10 protein-coding genes are annotated in these 17,235 nt (G+C 70.8%); 9 read left to right on the forward strand and 1 reads right to left on the reverse strand.

What is annotated here, in order from left to right:
* Nucleotides 1-340: 340 nt before the first annotated feature.
* A complete protein-coding gene (locus tag F7R91_RS21350) occupies nucleotides 341-2,032 on the reverse strand; it encodes an acetolactate synthase large subunit (RefSeq protein ID WP_150950684.1) in 1,692 nt (563 codons plus the stop codon).
* A gap of 204 nt (nucleotides 2,033-2,236) precedes the next feature.
* Here F7R91_RS21350 and F7R91_RS21355 point away from each other — a divergent pair, with 204 nt between their 5' ends.
* From F7R91_RS21355 to F7R91_RS21395, 9 genes are all read left to right on the forward strand, one after another.
* On the forward strand, nucleotides 2,237-2,974 hold the full coding sequence (locus F7R91_RS21355) for a flavodoxin family protein (protein ID WP_150950685.1): 738 nt from the start codon (nucleotides 2,237-2,239) through the stop codon (nucleotides 2,972-2,974).
* Between the two features lie 1,126 nt (nucleotides 2,975-4,100).
* Nucleotides 4,101-5,579: a sugar transferase gene (locus F7R91_RS21360; protein WP_150950686.1), complete on the forward strand. Its 1,479-nt coding sequence runs from the start codon at nucleotides 4,101-4,103 to the stop codon at nucleotides 5,577-5,579.
* 70 nt (nucleotides 5,580-5,649) lie between these two features.
* On the forward strand, nucleotides 5,650-6,975 hold the full coding sequence (locus F7R91_RS21365) for a nucleotide sugar dehydrogenase (protein WP_150950687.1): 1,326 nt from the start codon (nucleotides 5,650-5,652) through the stop codon (nucleotides 6,973-6,975).
* A complete protein-coding gene (locus tag F7R91_RS21370; RefSeq protein WP_150950688.1) occupies nucleotides 6,965-8,230 on the forward strand; it encodes a glycosyltransferase family 4 protein in 1,266 nt (421 codons plus the stop codon). Before F7R91_RS21365 ends, F7R91_RS21370 begins: the two co-directional genes overlap by 11 nt.
* A complete protein-coding gene (locus tag F7R91_RS21375; protein ID WP_150950689.1) occupies nucleotides 8,227-9,579 on the forward strand; it encodes a Wzz/FepE/Etk N-terminal domain-containing protein in 1,353 nt (450 codons plus the stop codon). Before F7R91_RS21370 ends, F7R91_RS21375 begins: the two co-directional genes overlap by 4 nt.
* Nucleotides 9,576-11,096, forward strand: coding sequence for a Wzz/FepE/Etk N-terminal domain-containing protein (locus F7R91_RS21380; RefSeq protein WP_150950690.1), 1,521 nt, complete (start codon nucleotides 9,576-9,578; stop codon nucleotides 11,094-11,096). The genes F7R91_RS21375 and F7R91_RS21380 overlap by 4 nt, the downstream gene beginning before the upstream one ends.
* Nucleotides 11,097-11,099: 3 nt before the next feature.
* Complete coding sequence (gene asnB, locus F7R91_RS21385) at nucleotides 11,100-13,046, forward strand: asparagine synthase (glutamine-hydrolyzing) (RefSeq protein ID WP_150950691.1); 1,947 nt, start codon at nucleotides 11,100-11,102, stop codon at nucleotides 13,044-13,046.
* 17 nt (nucleotides 13,047-13,063) lie between these two features.
* Complete coding sequence (locus F7R91_RS21390; RefSeq protein ID WP_150950692.1) at nucleotides 13,064-15,256, forward strand: bi-domain-containing oxidoreductase; 2,193 nt, start codon at nucleotides 13,064-13,066, stop codon at nucleotides 15,254-15,256.
* A complete protein-coding gene (locus F7R91_RS21395) occupies nucleotides 15,253-17,229 on the forward strand; it encodes an alginate lyase family protein (RefSeq protein ID WP_150950693.1) in 1,977 nt (658 codons plus the stop codon). The genes F7R91_RS21390 and F7R91_RS21395 overlap by 4 nt, the downstream gene beginning before the upstream one ends.
* The last annotated feature ends 6 nt before the right edge of the window (nucleotides 17,230-17,235 follow it).

The following is a 17,235-nucleotide window of genomic DNA, read 5'->3' on the forward strand; positions in this document are numbered from 1 at the left end:
GGGTGCGCCGGGGCGGGCCCTCGTCCATGCCGTCAAGGGGCAGAAGGCCGACCTTGGCCCGCTCGACAGGTCCGGACGGTTTCTGTCCGGCGCCTTTGCGCCGTGACAGTGCCCAGCCCATTTGGGTCTATGCGGACTTTCTACGGCACTCTCAGCCTTATGGCCATGGAAAGCATCATGCATTCTGCGACCGATTGCGCCCGCATCGGCATATGTATTTCCGCAGGTAGAGGCGTTTCTGTCGAGGATATGGGCAGGAATGCCGCCCGTGTCCGCCAGGATCAAGCCCGTTTTGCTGCCCGCTCCTCGTCTTCGGTGGAGATCCACAGCGCGGAGGACGTCAGAATGGGCCGTGGAGACCGCCCAGTCTGTCGGTGAGGCGTAGGTTCTCGGAGTAGTCGACGGGGCATGCGATCACGGAGACCGTGTCGTCGTCGAGAGCGCCGCGCAGCATCGGCAGCAGTTCGTCGGCGCTTTCGATCGCGTAGCCCCGTGCGCCGAAGCTCTCGGCGTAGGCGACCAGGTCCGGGTTGGTGAACCGGGTGTTGCTGTGGCGGCCGAGTTCGAGTTCCATCTTCCAGGTGATCAGGCCGTATTCCTCGTCCACCAGGACGAGGACGACCAGCGGGACGCGTTCGCGGACGGCGGTCTCCAACTCCTGGGAGTTCATCAGGAACGAGCCGTCGCCCATCATCGCCAGGACGCGTCGGTCCGGCCGGGCCAGCTTCGCGGCGATGGCGCCCGGCAACGCGAATCCCATCGTGGACAGGCCGTTGGAAACCAGGCAGGTGTCCGGTTCGTACGTGGGGTAGAGACGGGCCATCCACATTTTTCCGGCGCCGGTGTCGGCAAGCACGATGTCGTGGCGGTCCAGCGCGGTGCGGACGTCGCTCACCACACGCTGCGGTACCAGGGGGAACGCGTCGTTGTCGCGTCCGTACCGGAGTTCCTCGTCGAGCAGCGTACGGATCTTCTCGCTGCTTGCCGAGGTGTATGTGAGTCCGTCGGGCAGTGCTGCCGACAGTGCGTCCAGCGCCTGCGACACATCGCCTTCGACGCCCACCTCGACCGGGTAGTGCTCGTCCACCTCGGCGGGGAAGCGGTGGATGTGCACGATCCGCTTGTCGCCGTTGGGGTTGATCTTGGCGGGGTCAAACTCCTGGATCTCGTAGCCCACGCAGATCATGACGTCGGCCGCGTCGAACCCGAAGTTGCTGTGGTCGTGGCGCATGAAGCCGACCGCGCCGAGGGCGTTGGGGTGGTCGTCGGGGAAGACGCCCTTGCCGTGGAACGTCGTCGCGACCGGGATGTTCAGCCGCTCGGCGAACCGTACGAGAGCGGCCGAGGCGCCGGCTCGCGCGGCGCCGTGGCCCGCCAGCAGGACGGGGTGCCGTGCCGTGCTGAGCACCTCGGCCGCCCGCGCGATCTGGGAGGGCGACGGCGCGTCGGCGTACACCGCGTCGATCTGCAGGGGTGCCAGCGGCTCGGCGGGACGCTCGGCTTCGATGTCCTCCGGCACCGCCAGGAACACGGCGCCGGGTCGCTCGCTCTGCGCGGTCTTGAACGCCTTGCGCGTCATCTCCGGCACCGCGTCCGGGCACTCGATGCGGGCCGCCCACTGGGTGACGGGGGCGAACATCGAGACCAGGTCGATGACTTGGTGCGACTCCTTGTGGGTGCGGCGCAGGGAGCCCTGGGCGGCCAGGGCCACCATCGGAGTGCTGTTGGTCATGGCGTCCGCGGTGCCGAGCAGCAGGTTGATCGCGCCGGGGCCCAGCGTCGCCGAGCACACGCCGGCCTTCCCGGTCAGCCGCCCGTACGTCTCCGCCATGAACGACGCGGCCTGCTCATGGCGCACCAGGACGTACCGGATCCCGGAGCCGTTGAGCGCATCGACGAAGCGGATGTTCTCCTCGCCGGGGATGCCGAAGACATACTCCACGCCCTCGGCCCGCAGACAACGCACCAGCAGGTGCGCGACGTCCTCGACCGTATCCGTGCTCCGCGACTGGTCCGCGCTCTCGGTGCCCATGACACGAACGTAGGCACGCCCCGTCGACCCCGGCCACTCGTCGGCCGCCGGCCGGGGAGCGGTGGCAGGCGGTGACCTGCGCGCCGCACGCATCGCAGGCCACCGATCGGACGCGCAGTGGTGGCGGCTGCCGCGGTCGGCCCGCATGCTGGATCCTGACGTGCCGCTGCGCACCGGGCGCCGGCAAGGCTATGGGAGGCTCGTGTGACCTCTTCGTCGGCCGCCACCGACACACCGCCGGCCCGCTATGACGACCTGCGGGCGCTGGTGATCAACTGCACCCTCAAGCGTTCGCCGGAGACGAGCAACACCCAGGGCCTGATCGACCGCAGCACCGCCATCCTGGACGCACAGGGCGTGCACGTCGATGTCGTGCGGGCCGTGGACCATGACATCGCGACCGGTGTGTGGCCCGACATGAGGGAGCACGGCTGGGAGACGGACGCCTGGCCCGACCTGTACCAGCAGGTGATGGCGGCCGACATCCTCGTACTGGCGGGTCCCATCTGGCTGGGCGACAACAGCTCCGTGATGAAGCAGGTGATCGAGCGCCTCTACGCGTGCTCCAGCCTGCTCAACGAAGCCGGCCAGTACGCCTACTACGGACGAGTCGGTGGCTGCCTGATCACCGGCAACGAGGACGGCGTCAAGCACTGCGCCATGAACGTCCTCTACAGCCTCCAGCATCTGGGGTACACGATCCCGCCCCAGGCGGACGCCGGATGGATCGGTGAGGCGGGCCCCGGCCCCTCCTACCTCGACCCCGGCTCGGGCGGTCCGGAGAACGACTTCACCAACCGCAACACCACGTTCATGACGTGGAACCTCCTGCACCTGGCCCGCGCGTTGAAGGACCTCGGCGGCATCCCCGCCTACGGCAACCAGCGCACCGCCTGGGACGCCGGCTGCCGCCGCGACTACGAGAATCCCGAGCACCGGTAGTGTCGCCGACGGTTGGAGCAGGGCACGCCTTGGGTGGGCGGGTTGCAGGTCATGGCCAACACGGCCGCCAACCTTCGTGCACATCTGCTACGGCACCACGGGCGGCCTGCGTGTCGAGGTCACCGACGGCGGGCCCGGGCCGGCTCTGCGGACACGAGAGCCGGCGGACGAGTGCGGTCGCGGCCTGGACATCGTTGCTGCCATCAGTGCACGGCACGGCACCTACACCCACGCGCAGGGCGCGACACACTGGGCGGATGTTGCGGCCTGACGTCAACTCCACTTCTGCTGAGGCGTGTTGGTTCTTACGAGACTCTGACGCGGCCCCGCACTTCTTCAACCCCGTTGTCACATGGGCAACTCTGGTCACGCAAGCCCCTCCCGTCGCTGGTGTGCGCGCACGATCGTGGAGTCGATGTGAAGACCCGGTCGGGGTCGCCCTCGGCGTCTGCCCGGGCGAGCAGAGCGGTGAAGATCCGTTCCCGCGTGCCGTCGACCGTCCCTACCCGCAACCGCCGCTCCGTGCTCACCGAACAAAATCCGCCGAACAGGCCCTGAGCGCGGCCAAGTTGGCAGTGCCCGGACGCCTCGGGGGTCGGCGGTGCGACAGCCCGGAGATCTCCCGTCGTCACAGGTCACAGGGCGCTTCTTCGTCGCCGAGGCGCCCGTAGGCGGTCGCCGATCCGTGGACCCAGGGTCAAATCATGGGCACAAATTCCACACATCCCTATCTCCAGACGGGCCCCGATGGTCTAGATTGACCGTGCTTCACATGCTGGGACACGAGCCGACAAATGGTGTCCTATGGGTCCGCGCTGCGGACAGCCAGTAGCTGCGTCTCCGCCGCCGGACGTGGGGGTGATCAGATCTCGGAGCCGAGAGGGGCTTGGGTGCGGGGAGCACCCGAGGTTTCCACGGTTCCCGCGCGCCTCAAGAGGCGGGCAGGACAGGCGAGTCCGCCGCGGCCGGGGTGGGTTGTTCACGTAGCTCCGAAATAGCCGGGTTGTCATGCGTGGGGGGCGGGGGCCTCCCGAGAAAGGAACAGTGCGGGGGGCGGGGGCCTCCCGCAGTGGGCGGGACAGTGTTGGGCGAACACGTCGAACCACTGGGGACCTTGGGGGGTTCTGTGCCACAGGGGGGAATAGTCGGCCCTTTTCCGTCAGAGCGCGGGCGTCTGGCGAACGGGGCAATCAGCCGGCCCGCGATCGACTGGGAGCAGCGGTACCGCCGTACCGTGATCATGAGCGATACCGTGGCCACCGCCTTGGTGGTGGCGGCGATCGGCAACTTCTTCGGGGCCCGGGACGCGGCCAACTGGCACGAGAAGTGGGGAATACTCGCCTTCGGCACCGAGCTGCTGGTGCTCGGAGTGCTTGCCGTGAGCCGGTCGTGGGCTCCGGCCGTGCTCGGCCAGGGCGCCGAGGAATTCCGCCGGCTCGGACGCTCACTGTTCACGGCGACCGTCGTGCTGGCGCTCGGCGGGATCGCCCTGACCTCGCACAACATCAAGCTCTGGATCTTCGTCGCGATCCCAGCGATCGCGCTCGTCACCATGACCGCGCGGTATCTGCTCCGCCTCTGGCTGCACAAACAGCGCAAGGAAGGGCGGTGCCTGAGACCGGTGCTCGCTGCCGGGAGCCCCGCCACCGTGAGCGACCTGATCACCCGGACCCGCAAGTTCCCGCACATCGGCTGGCGGGTGGAGGCGGTGTGCACGACGGACGGTCGCGGGCTCGACGGTGACCAACTGGACGGAGTGCCGGTCGTCGGCCAACTGGCGGACGTCGCCAAGCACGTTCACCACGACGGCTACCGTGTCGTCGCGGTCACACCCGACCCGCACTGGTCACCGGACCGGCTGCAGCGGCTGGCCTGGAACCTCGAAGGCAGCGACGCCGAGATGGTCGTGGCCCCCGTGCTGATGGAGGTGGCCGGCCCGCGGCTGCACGTCGACGCGGTACTCGGGATCCCGCTGCTGCGGGTCAGTATGCCGGCCTTCACCGGGGGCCGCCGGGCGATCAAAGAGGTCGTTGACCGGGTGGGCGCGGCGGTCCTGCTGGTGGTGTTCGCGCCGCTGATGGTGCTCGTCGGGCTGCTCGTGCTGGTGGACAGTCGGGGCGGGGCGTTCTACCGCCAGCGCAGGGTCGGCAAGGACGGCCGCGAGTTCACCATTGTCAAGTTCCGCACCATGGTCGATGGGGCCCACGGGGCACGGGCGGAGCTGGCCGACCGCAATGAGGGCGCAGGCCTGCTGTTCAAGCTCCGCCGGGATCCGCGGGTGACCCGCGTGGGAGCAGTGCTGCGCCGGTATTCGCTCGACGAGCTCCCGCAGCTCTTCAACGTGCTCACCGGATCGATGTCGCTCGTCGGACCGCGGCCTCCGCTGCCGGAGGAGTCGGCCGCGTACGGCCCGGACATGCGGCGGCGGCTGCTGGTCAAGCCCGGACTCACGGGCCTCTGGCAGATCAGCGGACGCAGCGACCTGCCGTGGGAGGAGGCGGTCCGCCTCGACCTGCGGTACGTGGAGGACTGGTCGCTCGCCCTCGACACAGTGATCTTGTGGAAGACGCTGCGTGCCGTGTTCCACGGGCAGGGGGCCTACTGATGCGCGGGGGTCGTCCGACCGGCGCGCGGACCGCAGGCCGCGAGGGCCTGCCTGGGGGGAGGAACGGGTTATGAGAGTCAGCGTTTTCGGGCTCGGCTACGTGGGCTGTGTATCGGCCGCGTGCCTGGCCAGCTTGGGGCACGAGGTCATCGGGGTGGACGTGAACCAGGTGAAGGTCGACCTGGTCAACGACGGCAAGGCCCCGGTGGTCGAGGAGCGGATCGGCGAGCTCATCGCCGAGGTCGTGCGGACCGGAGCGTTGCGCGCCACCGGCGACGTCCGCGAGGCGATCATGGACAGCGAGGTGTCGCTGGTCTGCGTGGGCACGCCGTCGGAGCCCAACGGCAGCCTGTGCACCACGTACTTGGAGCGGGTCACCGAGCAGATCGGCGCCGCGCTGGCCGAGGGGGCCAAGCAGGGGAGCCGGCACACCGTCGTGTTCCGCAGCACCATGCTCCCGGGCACCTGCCTGAACCTGCTGGTACCGATCCTGGAAAAGTACGTCGGCGGCACGGCGGGGGTGGACATCGGGGTCGCGGTCAACCCGGAGTTCCTGCGCGAGGGCACGAGCGTGCGGGACTTCTTCGACCCGCCCAAGACCGTCATCGGCGAGCTCGACCCGGCAAGCGGCGATGCGGTGGCGGCACTGTACGACGGCTTGCCCGGCGAGGTGTTCCGGGTGCCGGTCCCGACGGCCGAGGCGATCAAATACGCGGACAACGCGTTCCACGGCCTGAAGATCGGCTTCGCGAACGAGCTGGGCGCGGTGTGCCAGGCGCTCGGGGTGGACTCGCACCAGGTGATGGACGTGTTCCTGGCCGACCGCAAGCTGAACATCAGCCCCGCCTACCTGCGGCCCGGCTTCGCCTTCGGTGGCTCCTGCCTGCCCAAGGACCTGCGCAGCCTGGTCCACGCGGCGCAGCGGGCGGACGTCTCGGTGCCCATCCTCTCCCACGTGCTGCCCTCCAACTCCGACCATCTGCAGCGCGCGGTGGAGCTGGTCGAGCGCACCGGCAAACGCCGGGCGGGCCTGTTCGGGTTGTCCTTCAAACCCGGCACCGACGACCTCCGCGAGAGCCCGCTCGTCGAGCTGGCGGAGAGGCTCTTCGGCAAGGGTTACGACCTGAAGATCTACGACGCCAATGTGAGCCTGTCCCGGCTGCTCGGCGCGAACCGCGAGTACATCGAGACCCGGCTCCCGCATCTCGCGCAACTGCTCGCGGATTCCGTCGACGAGGTACTCGAGCACGCCGAGGTGTGCCTGGTCGGGACCAGGGATCCGGCCGTCGTTTCGGCGCTGCCCCATGGCGGCGGCCCGGTGATCGTCGACCTCATCCGCCTTCCCGACGCCGAGGCGCGCCGGATCGAACCGGGGTACATAGGCCTTGCTTGGTGACGCAATCAGCGGCGACGGGACGAACCGGCGCGCGCTGATCCTGGTGGAGAACCTGTCGGTGCCGTTCGACCGGCGGGTGTGGCAGGAGTGCACGACGCTGCGCGCCGCGGGCTGGGAGGTGCACGTCATCTGTCCCCGGGGGGAGAAGCGGGACACGGAGCCCGAGGCGGTCATCGACGGGGTGCGGATTCACCGCTACCCGTTGCGCGCGGCCACCGGAGGGCCGGCCGGCTACCTGCGGGAATACGGATCGGCGTTGTGGCACACGGTCCGGCTGGCCCGCAAGGTCGGCCCGGTCGACGTGGTCCACGCATGCAACCCGCCCGACCTGCTGTTCCTGCCGGCGCTGTGGCTGAAACGGCGCGGCGCGCGGTTCGTCTTCGACCAGCACGACCTGGTGCCCGAGCTGTACCTCTCCCGCTTCGACCGCGGTGAGGATCTGCTCTACCGCGCCGTGTGCGCGCTGGAGCGGCGGACCTACCGGGCCGCGGACGTCGTACTCGCCACGAACGAGAGTTACCGCGACGTCGCGCTGCGCCGTGGCGGCAAGCGGCCGGCGGACGTGTTCGTGGTGCGCAGTGCACCCCAGATCGACCGGTTCCAACCGGTTCCGCCCGAGCCGGAGTTGAAGCGCGGCAAGCCTCATCTCCTGTGCTACCTCGGCGTCATGGGACCTCAGGACGGTGTCGACTACGCCCTGCGGGCCCTGGCGAAACTGCGTGACGCGTTCGGGCGGACCGACTGGCACGCGGTGTTCGTCGGCGCCGGCGACGCCTTCGACGCGATGGTGGAACTGTCCCGGCGGCTCGGGCTCTCGGAGCAGGTGCAGTTCACCGGGCGCATCCCGGACGCCGACCTGGTGCGCTACCTGTCCACCGCGGACGTGTGCCTCTCGCCCGACCCGCGCAATCCGCTCAACGACGTGTCGACCATGAACAAGGTCCTGGAGTACATGGCGATGGGCCGGCCGATCGTCTCGTTCGACCTTCGGGAGGCACGGGTCTCCGCCGGTGACGCCGCCCTCTACGCGCCTGCCGACGACGAGGCGGAATTCGCCAAGCTCATCACGGTGCTCCTCGACGATCCGGAGAAGCGGGCCCGGATGGGCAAGATCGGCCAGGAGCGGATCGGCGGGCAGCTCTCCTGGCGCAACTCGCAGGCGTCGCTGCTCGCCGCGTACGCCGCTGCCTGCCGTGACCACACTCCGGTGTCGGCGGGCGGCCCGGTCCGGACAGGGCGGAGGCGGGGCCATTGAGCGATGACACGATCCGCCTGGTCACGATCGGGCGGATTCTCCGCCGGCGCCGGCGGCTTCTCGCCGTCCTCACCGTGGTGGGCGCGCTCGTCGGCTACGGCATCTCGGTGGTGTTTCCGCCGCGATACACGGCATCGGCATCGGTACTGCTGCCCGGGCAGTGGGAAGAGCGTGAACTGCTGACTCAGGTGGACATCGCGACCAGTTCGTCGGTGCTCGACGGCGCGGCCGCCGAACTCGGCTGGAAGAGCGGCGAGTTGCGCGGCCGAGTCAGCGCCAAGGCCGCCGACGGGAACATCATCAAGATCTCGGGTACGGCCGACACCCCGGAGCGCGCGCAGCAGCTCTCCGACCGGGTGGCCAAGGAGTTCGTCACCTTCGCCTCGCAGATCGCAGGCGGCAGCACCGAAGCGACCACAGGGCTCGAGGCGCTGCGGAAGAAGGTGGAGCAGACCAACCGCCGCATCACCGACCTGGCCAATGCGGCCGACCCGGGCCGGACCGTGGAGAGCGTGGAGGCCCGCACCGCGCTCGAGAAGCTGCGCACCTCGCTGGAGGAGGCCATGCAGAAACTGAACGAGGCCGACCCGGCGACCGACAAGTCCGGCCTGGTCGTCATGGGGCCCGCGGCCCGGCCGACCAGTGAGGCGCCGCCGACGAGGATGCAGCTCATCGTCGCCGGGGCGCTGCTGTCCTTCCTGCTCGCGGTCATCGGACATCTCGTCGCCGCACGGATGAATCGCCGACTGCGCACCGAACGGGAGATCGCCACGGCGCTGGGCACGGCACTCCTCGGCACCGTGGACGTACCCGGTGAACGGCCCCTGCACCGGCCGGAGGACAAGGGCACGCGGGCCCGGATCCGCCGGCTCCTCGGCGCCGACACCCGGTGGGACACACCGACCCCGCAGTGGTCCGGCGACGAGGCCGGCAGGCGGATCCGCTACCGGCGGGTGTGCGCTCGCCTCCGGGACCAGCTGCCGGCGCCCCGGCGGCTCCTGGTGGTGGTACCGGACGGCGACGAGCTCGCCCGCCGGGCCGCCGGGCAGCTCGTCGCCGAGGCCGAGAACGATCCGTTGCTGCGGATGGTGGAGGTTTCGGTGGACCGGCCGATGGTGCCGGACCGCGACACCGAGTCCGGTGCCCTGGTCGTCCTCAGCGCGGGCACGTGGACCGCGGAGGAGCTCTCCGGCATCGCCGAGGCGTGTGCGGACGGCAGGCACGAGGTCGTCGGCATCGTCGTCGCCGACGCGGTCCGGGCCCGTCCGACGCGGCCTGCAGGCAGTCCTGCGGACAACGCCACCCCGGCGCTCGCGGTTCGCGGCCACGCGACGGGAGGTTCAGGGTGACGACGAGCACGACATCCGAGTCCTCGGCAGCAACTCCGCTGTTCGACCTGCAAGCGCTGGTCGTGGCGGTGCGCAGGCGTCGCCGCCTCTGGTGCTGCATGGCGCTCCTGGGACTGCTGCTCGGTGCGGCGGTGGCCGTTCTGCTGCCGCCTCCACCGAGCGCCGTGACCAAGGTGCTGGTCGCGCATGCGCAGGACCAGCCGAACGACACCGGGACGCTGATGCGCACCGACGTCCAGGTGCTGGGGACCACGCGCATCGCCGGCAAGGCCCTGCAGTCCCTCAAGTCCTCGGAGGACCCTGAGGACTTCATGCGGGACTACCGCGGCACCGGCTTGACCAACAACCTGATGCAGATCGATGTGACAGGGGACAGCGACGCGGACGCGGTGGCCCGGGCCAAGGCGCTGGCCGACGCATTCGTCGCGGACCATGTGCAGCGGATGCAGGACGCCGCGAAGGCGGAGGCCAAGGCCCTGCTCGACCAGCGTGACCGCATGCGGGACGAACTTGCCCAGGTCAACAAGGAGATCGGAGAGCAACCGCCGCAGAGCGACCCGAAAGCGGCGGCGGACATCGAGTCGCTCTTCGCCCGCCGGGCCGAACTCACCTCGCGGATCGCCGACTTCGACCAGCGCGCCGAGGAGGCGCGCACCGGCACGCCCAAGGTCATCTCCGGCACACAGATCGTGGACGCACCGCGCGCGGTGCGGCACTCCCTGCCCAAGGCCCTTGCCACCAACGCCGCGATCGGGCTCGTCCTCGGGCTCGTCCTCGGGCTCGCGGTGGCCGCGGTCGGGGTGGTGGTCGCGGACCGCCCCGTCCTGCGCCGGGACATCGCGGCGAACCTGGCCGCCTCGGTCATCGCGGAGCTGCCCCGCCGGTCGGGCAGGCTGTGGCAGCGCCGACGGACCCGGGCGGCACGCGAACGCCTCACCACGACCCTGGCCCGCACCGTGCGCGGCTCCGCGGAGCCTCTGTCGCTGCTGGAACTGGGCTGTGCGCGCAGCACGAGCATGATCGCCCTGCAGCTCGCCGGGGCATTGGCGGCGGAGGGGCCGGTGGTCGTCATCGACGGCCTGCCCGGTGCGCAGCTCGCGGGCCGCCGCCCGAAGCCGGGTGATCCGACCGTGGTGAGCGGCGAGCGTGCCGACGCCGTGTCGGATCAGGAGCGCCGGTTCGGCGTCGGCTCGGTGGCGCCCGGCACGGCGTGGACCGACCTCCAGTACCTCGGCACCCGGACCGTGCTCGTCGTGCGGGCCGGGCACGGCAGCGCCGCATGGCTGCACACCGTGGCGCGGCAGCTCGCGGACCAGCGGATCGAGGTGATCGGTGTGGTGCTGATCGACCCCGATCCGCGTGACCGGACCGACGGCACGCTGTGGGACGGGCTGCACACCGCGCTGCGCGGCCGGAGTGAGCGGCCCGCCCGGCAGAACGGGACGGGCCGGCCGCGGACGGAGCGGCTGCCGGCGTGGGCCACCCCGGTCCCTGACAACGACCAGGAGGCGCGGTAGCACATGTGTGGCATCGCAGGCACCTACCGATGGCCGGACGGAAAGGTCGTGACCGACCGGCTCACCGACACCCTCGCCCACCGCGGTCCTGACGGGGCGGGCCGGTACAGCTACCCCGCCGGTGACGGCGAAGTGCACCTCGGGCACCGCCGGCTGGCCATCATCGACCTGTCCGAGACCGGCGCCCAGCCGATGGTCTCCGACGGCCTCGCCCTCACGTACAACGGCGAGCTGTACAACGCACCCGAGCTGCGTGCCGAGCTGGCAGCCGCCGGGGTGCGCTTCCGCGGCACCTCCGACACCGAGGTGCTCCTCGAGGCCTGGCGGCGCTGGGGCACGGACTGCCTGCCCCGGCTGCGCGGCATGTTCGCGTTCGGGATCTTCGACGAGCGAAGCGGTGACCTGGTGCTCGCCCGCGACCAGCTCGGCATCAAACCGCTGTTCCTGCTCCGGCGCGGCGAGGGCTTGGTCTTCGCCTCCGAGCTCAAGGCGCTCGCCACCGCCACCGGCGGTTCACTGGAGGTCGACCACGCGGCGCTGGTGGCCTCGCTCCTCTACTACTGGGTGCCGGACTCACGATGCGCGTTCCGCGAAGCGGAGAAGCTGCCACCGGGAAGCTGGCTGAGGTGCCGGGCCGACGGCCGGGTGGAGCGCGGCCGGTACTGGCACCTGAAGGACATCGCCGCCGAGGGGCGGGAGCGGGCCCGGAGCGGCGAGCAGCCGGACCTGGCGGCCGTCGTCGAGGAGTCGACCCGGCGCCACCTGCTCTCCGACGTACCCGTGGCGACCTTCCTCTCCGGCGGCCTCGACTCCAGCTACCTGACCGCGCTGGCGGCCCGCGACCGGCCCGGGATCTCCGCTTACACGATCGGGTTCCGCGCCGAGGACGCCAGGTTCGAGGCGATGCCGGACGACCTGCGCTACGCCCGGCAGGTGGCCGAGCGGTTCGGCGTCGACCTGCAGGAGATCGAGATCGCTCCGAATGTGCTCGACCTGCTGCCGCAGATGACGTACCACCTGGACGAACCGATCGGGGACCCCGCCGCGATCAACACATTCCTGATCTGCTCGGCTGCCCGGGAGGCCGGGGTCAAGGTGATGCTCTCGGGGATGGGCGCCGACGAGCTGTTCGCCGGGTACCGCAAGCACCTGGCCAACCTGCTGGCGCTGCGCTACCAGCGCGTCCCGCGGCCCCTGCGGCGCGGCCTGGCGAGGGCCGTGGACCGGCTGCCGGTCGCAACGAGCCGCCGGGGGTACCGGTCGGTGCGCTTCGCGAAGCGGTTCCTCTCCTTCGCCGACCTGCCCGAGGAGACCGCGTTCCGGCGCAGCTACACCATGTACGACCAGGAGGAGCTGCTCGCCCTGCTCGATCCCGACCTGGCCGGGACGGTCGACGACGTGCTGACCGAGCACGCGGACATCTACCAGGACAACGACCTCGACGACTTCGTCAACCGCATGTGCCTGGGCGACGCCCGGATGTTCCTGCCGGGCCTCAATCTCACGTACACGGACCGCTCCAGCATGGCCGCGTCGACCGAGGTGCGCGTGCCGTACGTGGACATCGAGGTGGTCAAGGCGGCGTTCGCCGTGCCCGGCGACCGCAAGATCGTCGGACGGCAGGGCAAGGCCGTCCTCAAGGAGGCGGCCACCTCGATCCTGCCCCGGGAGATCGTCTACCGGCCCAAGGGTCTGTTCAGCGCCCCGTTGCGGGCCTGGATGAGCCGGGATCTGGCACCGCTGGTGCGCGAGGTGGTGCACGACGGCGTGCTCGTCAACTCCGGGCTCCTGCGCCGCGATGCGCTCGCGCGCATGGTCGCCGAGGACGCCGCCGGGCAGCGGGACTTCTCCAAGCATCTGTGGCATGTGCTGACCCTCGAGTACTGGTACCGCGACGCGACCTCCGGGTCCGGCCAGGGTGCTCGCTCGGCGGCGTGGAAGACGGCGTAGAAACAAGGGGACTTCGGGTGAAACAGGTTGTGCAGAACTACAAGAGCGGCGAGCTGGCGGTGCTCGACGTTCCGGTGCCGGGGTGCAAGCCGGGCGGTGTGCTGGTCCGGACCGCCTACTCGCTGATATCCACCGGGACCGAGCTCATGAAGGTGTCCGAGGCCGGCATGTCGATGCTGGGCAAGGCCCGCTCGCGGCCGGACCAGGTGGCCAAGGTCATGCAGAGCGTGGCCACCAACGGGGTGCCCGCCACCTACCGCAAGGTGATGGGCAAGCTGGACTCGTACACGCCGCTGGGCTACTCGCTGTGCGGAGTGGTCGAGCAGGTCGGCACCGGGATCGACGACGTGAAGGTCGGCGACCTCGTGGCCTGTGCCGGCAACGAGCACGCGCTGCACGCCGAGCTGAACTGGGTACCGAAGAACCTCTACGCCCGGGTGCCGGACGGCCTCGCTCCGCGGCACGCGGCCTTCGGCACCGTCGGGTCGATCGCGATGCAGGGCGTCCGCCGCGGCGAGCCGCAACTCGGCGACGTGGCCCTGGTCATCGGCCTCGGGCTGATCGGGCAGGTGGTCGTGCAGCTCCTCGCCGCCTCGGGAGTCCGCGTCGTCGGGGTCGACCCCGACCCCGCGCGCTGCAAACTCGCCGAGCGCCTGGGCGCCGCGGCCTGCGGCGATCCCGCGTCCGCGGCCGTGGAAGCCGCCGTCGCCGAACTCACCGACGGGCACGGCGTGGACCAGGTGTACCTGGCCGCCGGCGGCGGCAGCAACCAGCCCGTCGAGCTGGCCGCCCGGCTCTGCCGGGACCGCGGCCGGGTCGTCGACATCGGCAAGTGCCGCCTGGATCTGCCGTGGAACGCGTACTACGAGAAGGAGCTCGACGTCCGGTTCTCGCGCTCGTACGGCCCCGGGCGCTACGACCCGGAGTACGAGCTGGAGGGACGCGACTACCCGATCGGCTACGTGCGCTGGACCGAGCGCCGCAACCTGGCGTGCTTCCTCGATCTCCTCGTCCGCGGCCGCGTCGACGTGGAGCCCCTGGTCTCCCACATCGCCGACTTCGATGACGCGGTCGACACGTACCAGCGCCTGAAGGACGGCGACCTGAAGGCCGTGGCTGTGCTGTTCCGGTACCCCGGGCCTGCGGGGGAAGCGGGGGAAGCGGAGGCCCCGGCGGTGGCCGTGCCCGCGGTGAAGCGGCCCGGCGGGGGAGTGCCCACGCCGGCCCGGGTCGCCAAGACGCCGGTGCGCCTTGCGTTCGTCGGCGCGGGCAACTACGCGACGTCGATGCTGCTGCCGCACCTGGCACAGCGTGACGGCGTCGAGTTGTCGACCGTCGTCACCACGACGGCGCTGTCCGCGGCCAACGCGCAGCGGAAGTTCGGCTTCGCCGAGGCGACCACCGATCTCGACGCCGTGCTCGGCGACAAGTCCGTCGACGCGGTGTTCGTGGTCACCCGGCACAGCTCGCACGCCGAACTGACCCGGAAGGCACTGCTGGCCGGCAAGACGGTGTTCGTGGAGAAGCCGCTGGCCCTCACCGAGGACGAGCTGGCCGGCGTGCTCGCGGCGGTGGAGGAGTCCGGCAACGACCGGCTGCAGGTGGGCTTCAACCGCCGGTTCGCGCCGCTGCTGCAGGAGGCCAGGAAGCGGTTCGGCGCCCGGACCGGTCCGGCGAGCCTCCGCTACCTGGTCAACGCGGGCCGGCTGCAGCACGGCAGCTGGTACCTCCAACAGGGCACCGAGGGCTCGCGGTTCGAAGGCGAGGGCGGACACTTCATCGACACGGCGAGCTGGCTGCTGGACGCCGATCCGGTCTCGGTGTACGCGGTCGCCCCGACCAGCAACGAGGACCTGCAGGTCGTGCTGCGCTACCCGGACGGGTCCACCGCCACCATCAGCTACGTCACCACCGGCGCGGCCGGCTTCCCCAAGGAGACGCTGGACCTGGTCGCGGACGGCAAGGTGCTGCGGCTCGACGACTTCGTCCGCGCCTCGGTGTACGGCCGTAAGAAGTGGGTCAGTTCGCGGCTGCCCAAGGCCCGGGACAAGGGCCAGAACGCCGAACTGGCCGCTTTCATCAAGGCAGTTCGGACCGGTGGGCCGATGCCGGTGCCGCTGGAGTCGCTGGTCGCCACCACGTCGGCCACCCTCGCCGTGCAGGCCGGACTGGCCGGCGGTGCGCCGGTGACGTTGGAGCGGGCGCGATGACCATGAGCGCGGGCTGGTACCTGCGTCGGCTGTCCCGGATGGGACCGCGGGAGGTCGGCGGCCGGGTGGGCGACGCGGTGCGCAGACGGCGATGGCGGTCCGCGCGGCCGAACTGCCCGAGCGTGACCGGCGCCCGGTTCACCACGGTGCTGCCCGCCGGGACGATCGCCGCAGTGCCACCGGACGCCGCGAAACGTCTCGTCGCCGAGGCGGACCGGCTGATGTACGGGCACGTCGAGTATTTCGGGGTCGTCCGCGACGACCTGGCCGACCCGGACTGGTGGTGCGACCCGAAGACCGGGCGCCGGGCTCCATGGGGCTATGCCTTCGACGTGCCGTACCGGAACGAGGACGCGGTCGGGGACATCAAGCAGATCTGGGAGCTGTCCCGGCACCAGTACCTCACCGTGCTCGCCGCCGCCTACGCGATCACCGGGAACGAGCGGTACGCCGAGCGCGTGGCCGAGCACCTGCGGTCGTGGTGGGCGGCCAACCCACCCCTGCGCGGCGTGCACTGGATCAGCGGCATCGAGTTGGGCATCCGGCTGCTGTCCTGGGTGTGGATCCGCCGGCTGCTCGACGGCTGGCCGGGCGCGGCCGGGCTGTTCGAGGACAACCCGGTGGCGGTGAACCAGATCTGGCACCACCAGCGCTGGCTGGCCGCCTTCCCCAGCCGGGGGTCCTCGGCGAACAACCACGTCATCGCCGAGGCCGCCGGGCAGTTCGCCGCGGCCTGCGCGTTCGGCTGGTTCCCCTCCTCGGAGCGTTGGCGGGCCGACGCACTGAGGTCGCTGGAGCGGCATCTGCGCGGCAACACCTTCGGCTCCGGCCTCAACCGTGAGCTGGCCACCGAATATCACGGACTGGTGCTGGAGCTCGGCCTGGCCGCGGTGGCCGAGGCGGATGCCGCCGGCGTGCCGGTCCCCGCGTCGATCCGGCTGGTGCTGCTGCGGATGACCGACGCGCTCGCGGCCATCGTGGACGGCCGGCTGCGGCCGCCGCGCCAGGGGGACGCGGACGACGGGCACGGTCTGGTCGTGGACGGCGCGGGCACCGACCGCTGGGCCTCGCTCCTTGCCACCGGGGACGCCGTGTTCGGACGGCTCGCCTGGTGGCCGGCGGTGACCGGAACCGATGTGCGCACCCCGCTCCTTGCCGCGCTCATCCGGCCGTACGCGAAGCACGGAGCCGAACCGGCTGTGCCCCGTCCGACAAGCCGACCTGCCCACTTCGCCGACGCGGGCATGACCATCCTGCGCGGTCCGGGAGGGGCAGGGGAGATCTGGTGCCGCTGCGACGGTGGTCCGCACGGCTTCCTGTCCATCGCCGCGCATGCCCACGCGGACGCGCTGTCCGTGGAGGTCCGGCACGACGGGGTCGACGTGCTCGCCGACCCGGGGACGTTCTGCTATCACGGGCAACCCGAGTGGCGGCAGTACTTCCGGTCGACCCTCGGCCACAACACCCTGCAACTGGACGGCAGTGACCAGTCCGTCTCCGGCGGCCCGTTCCTGTGGACCCGGCATGCCCGCAGCCGCGTCCTGGCCGCGGACCCGTCCGGCGCCTCCGAAGGGGGGACGGCCCGCTGGTCTGCCGAGCACGACGGTTACCAGCGCTCCGTGCACCGCCGCCGGGTGGAGCTGACGGCCGAAAGCCAGGAGCTGCGGATGGTCGACGAGGTGCGCGGCGATCGCGGGGCCGTGCGCCTGGCGTTCCACCTCGGCCCGGCGGTCACCGCGGACCTGGCCGGCGACCGGGCCCTGCTCACCTGGACCCAGGACGGCGAGGACCGCCGAGCGGTGCTCGACCTGCCCGGACAGCTGTCCTGGCGGGCGCATCGCGGCGAGACAGACCCGCCGCTGGGCTGGTACTCCGCCGGCTTCGGGCGCAAGGAACCCGCCACCACGCTGGTCGGCACCGGCTTCACCGACGGCACGGAGGGCTTCACGACCGTGCTCAGGTTCCGAGGCTAGGGAGGG

The sequence above is a fragment of the Streptomyces luteolifulvus genome, assembly GCF_008806595.1.
Taxonomy (GTDB): domain Bacteria; phylum Actinomycetota; class Actinomycetes; order Streptomycetales; family Streptomycetaceae; genus Streptomyces; species Streptomyces luteolifulvus.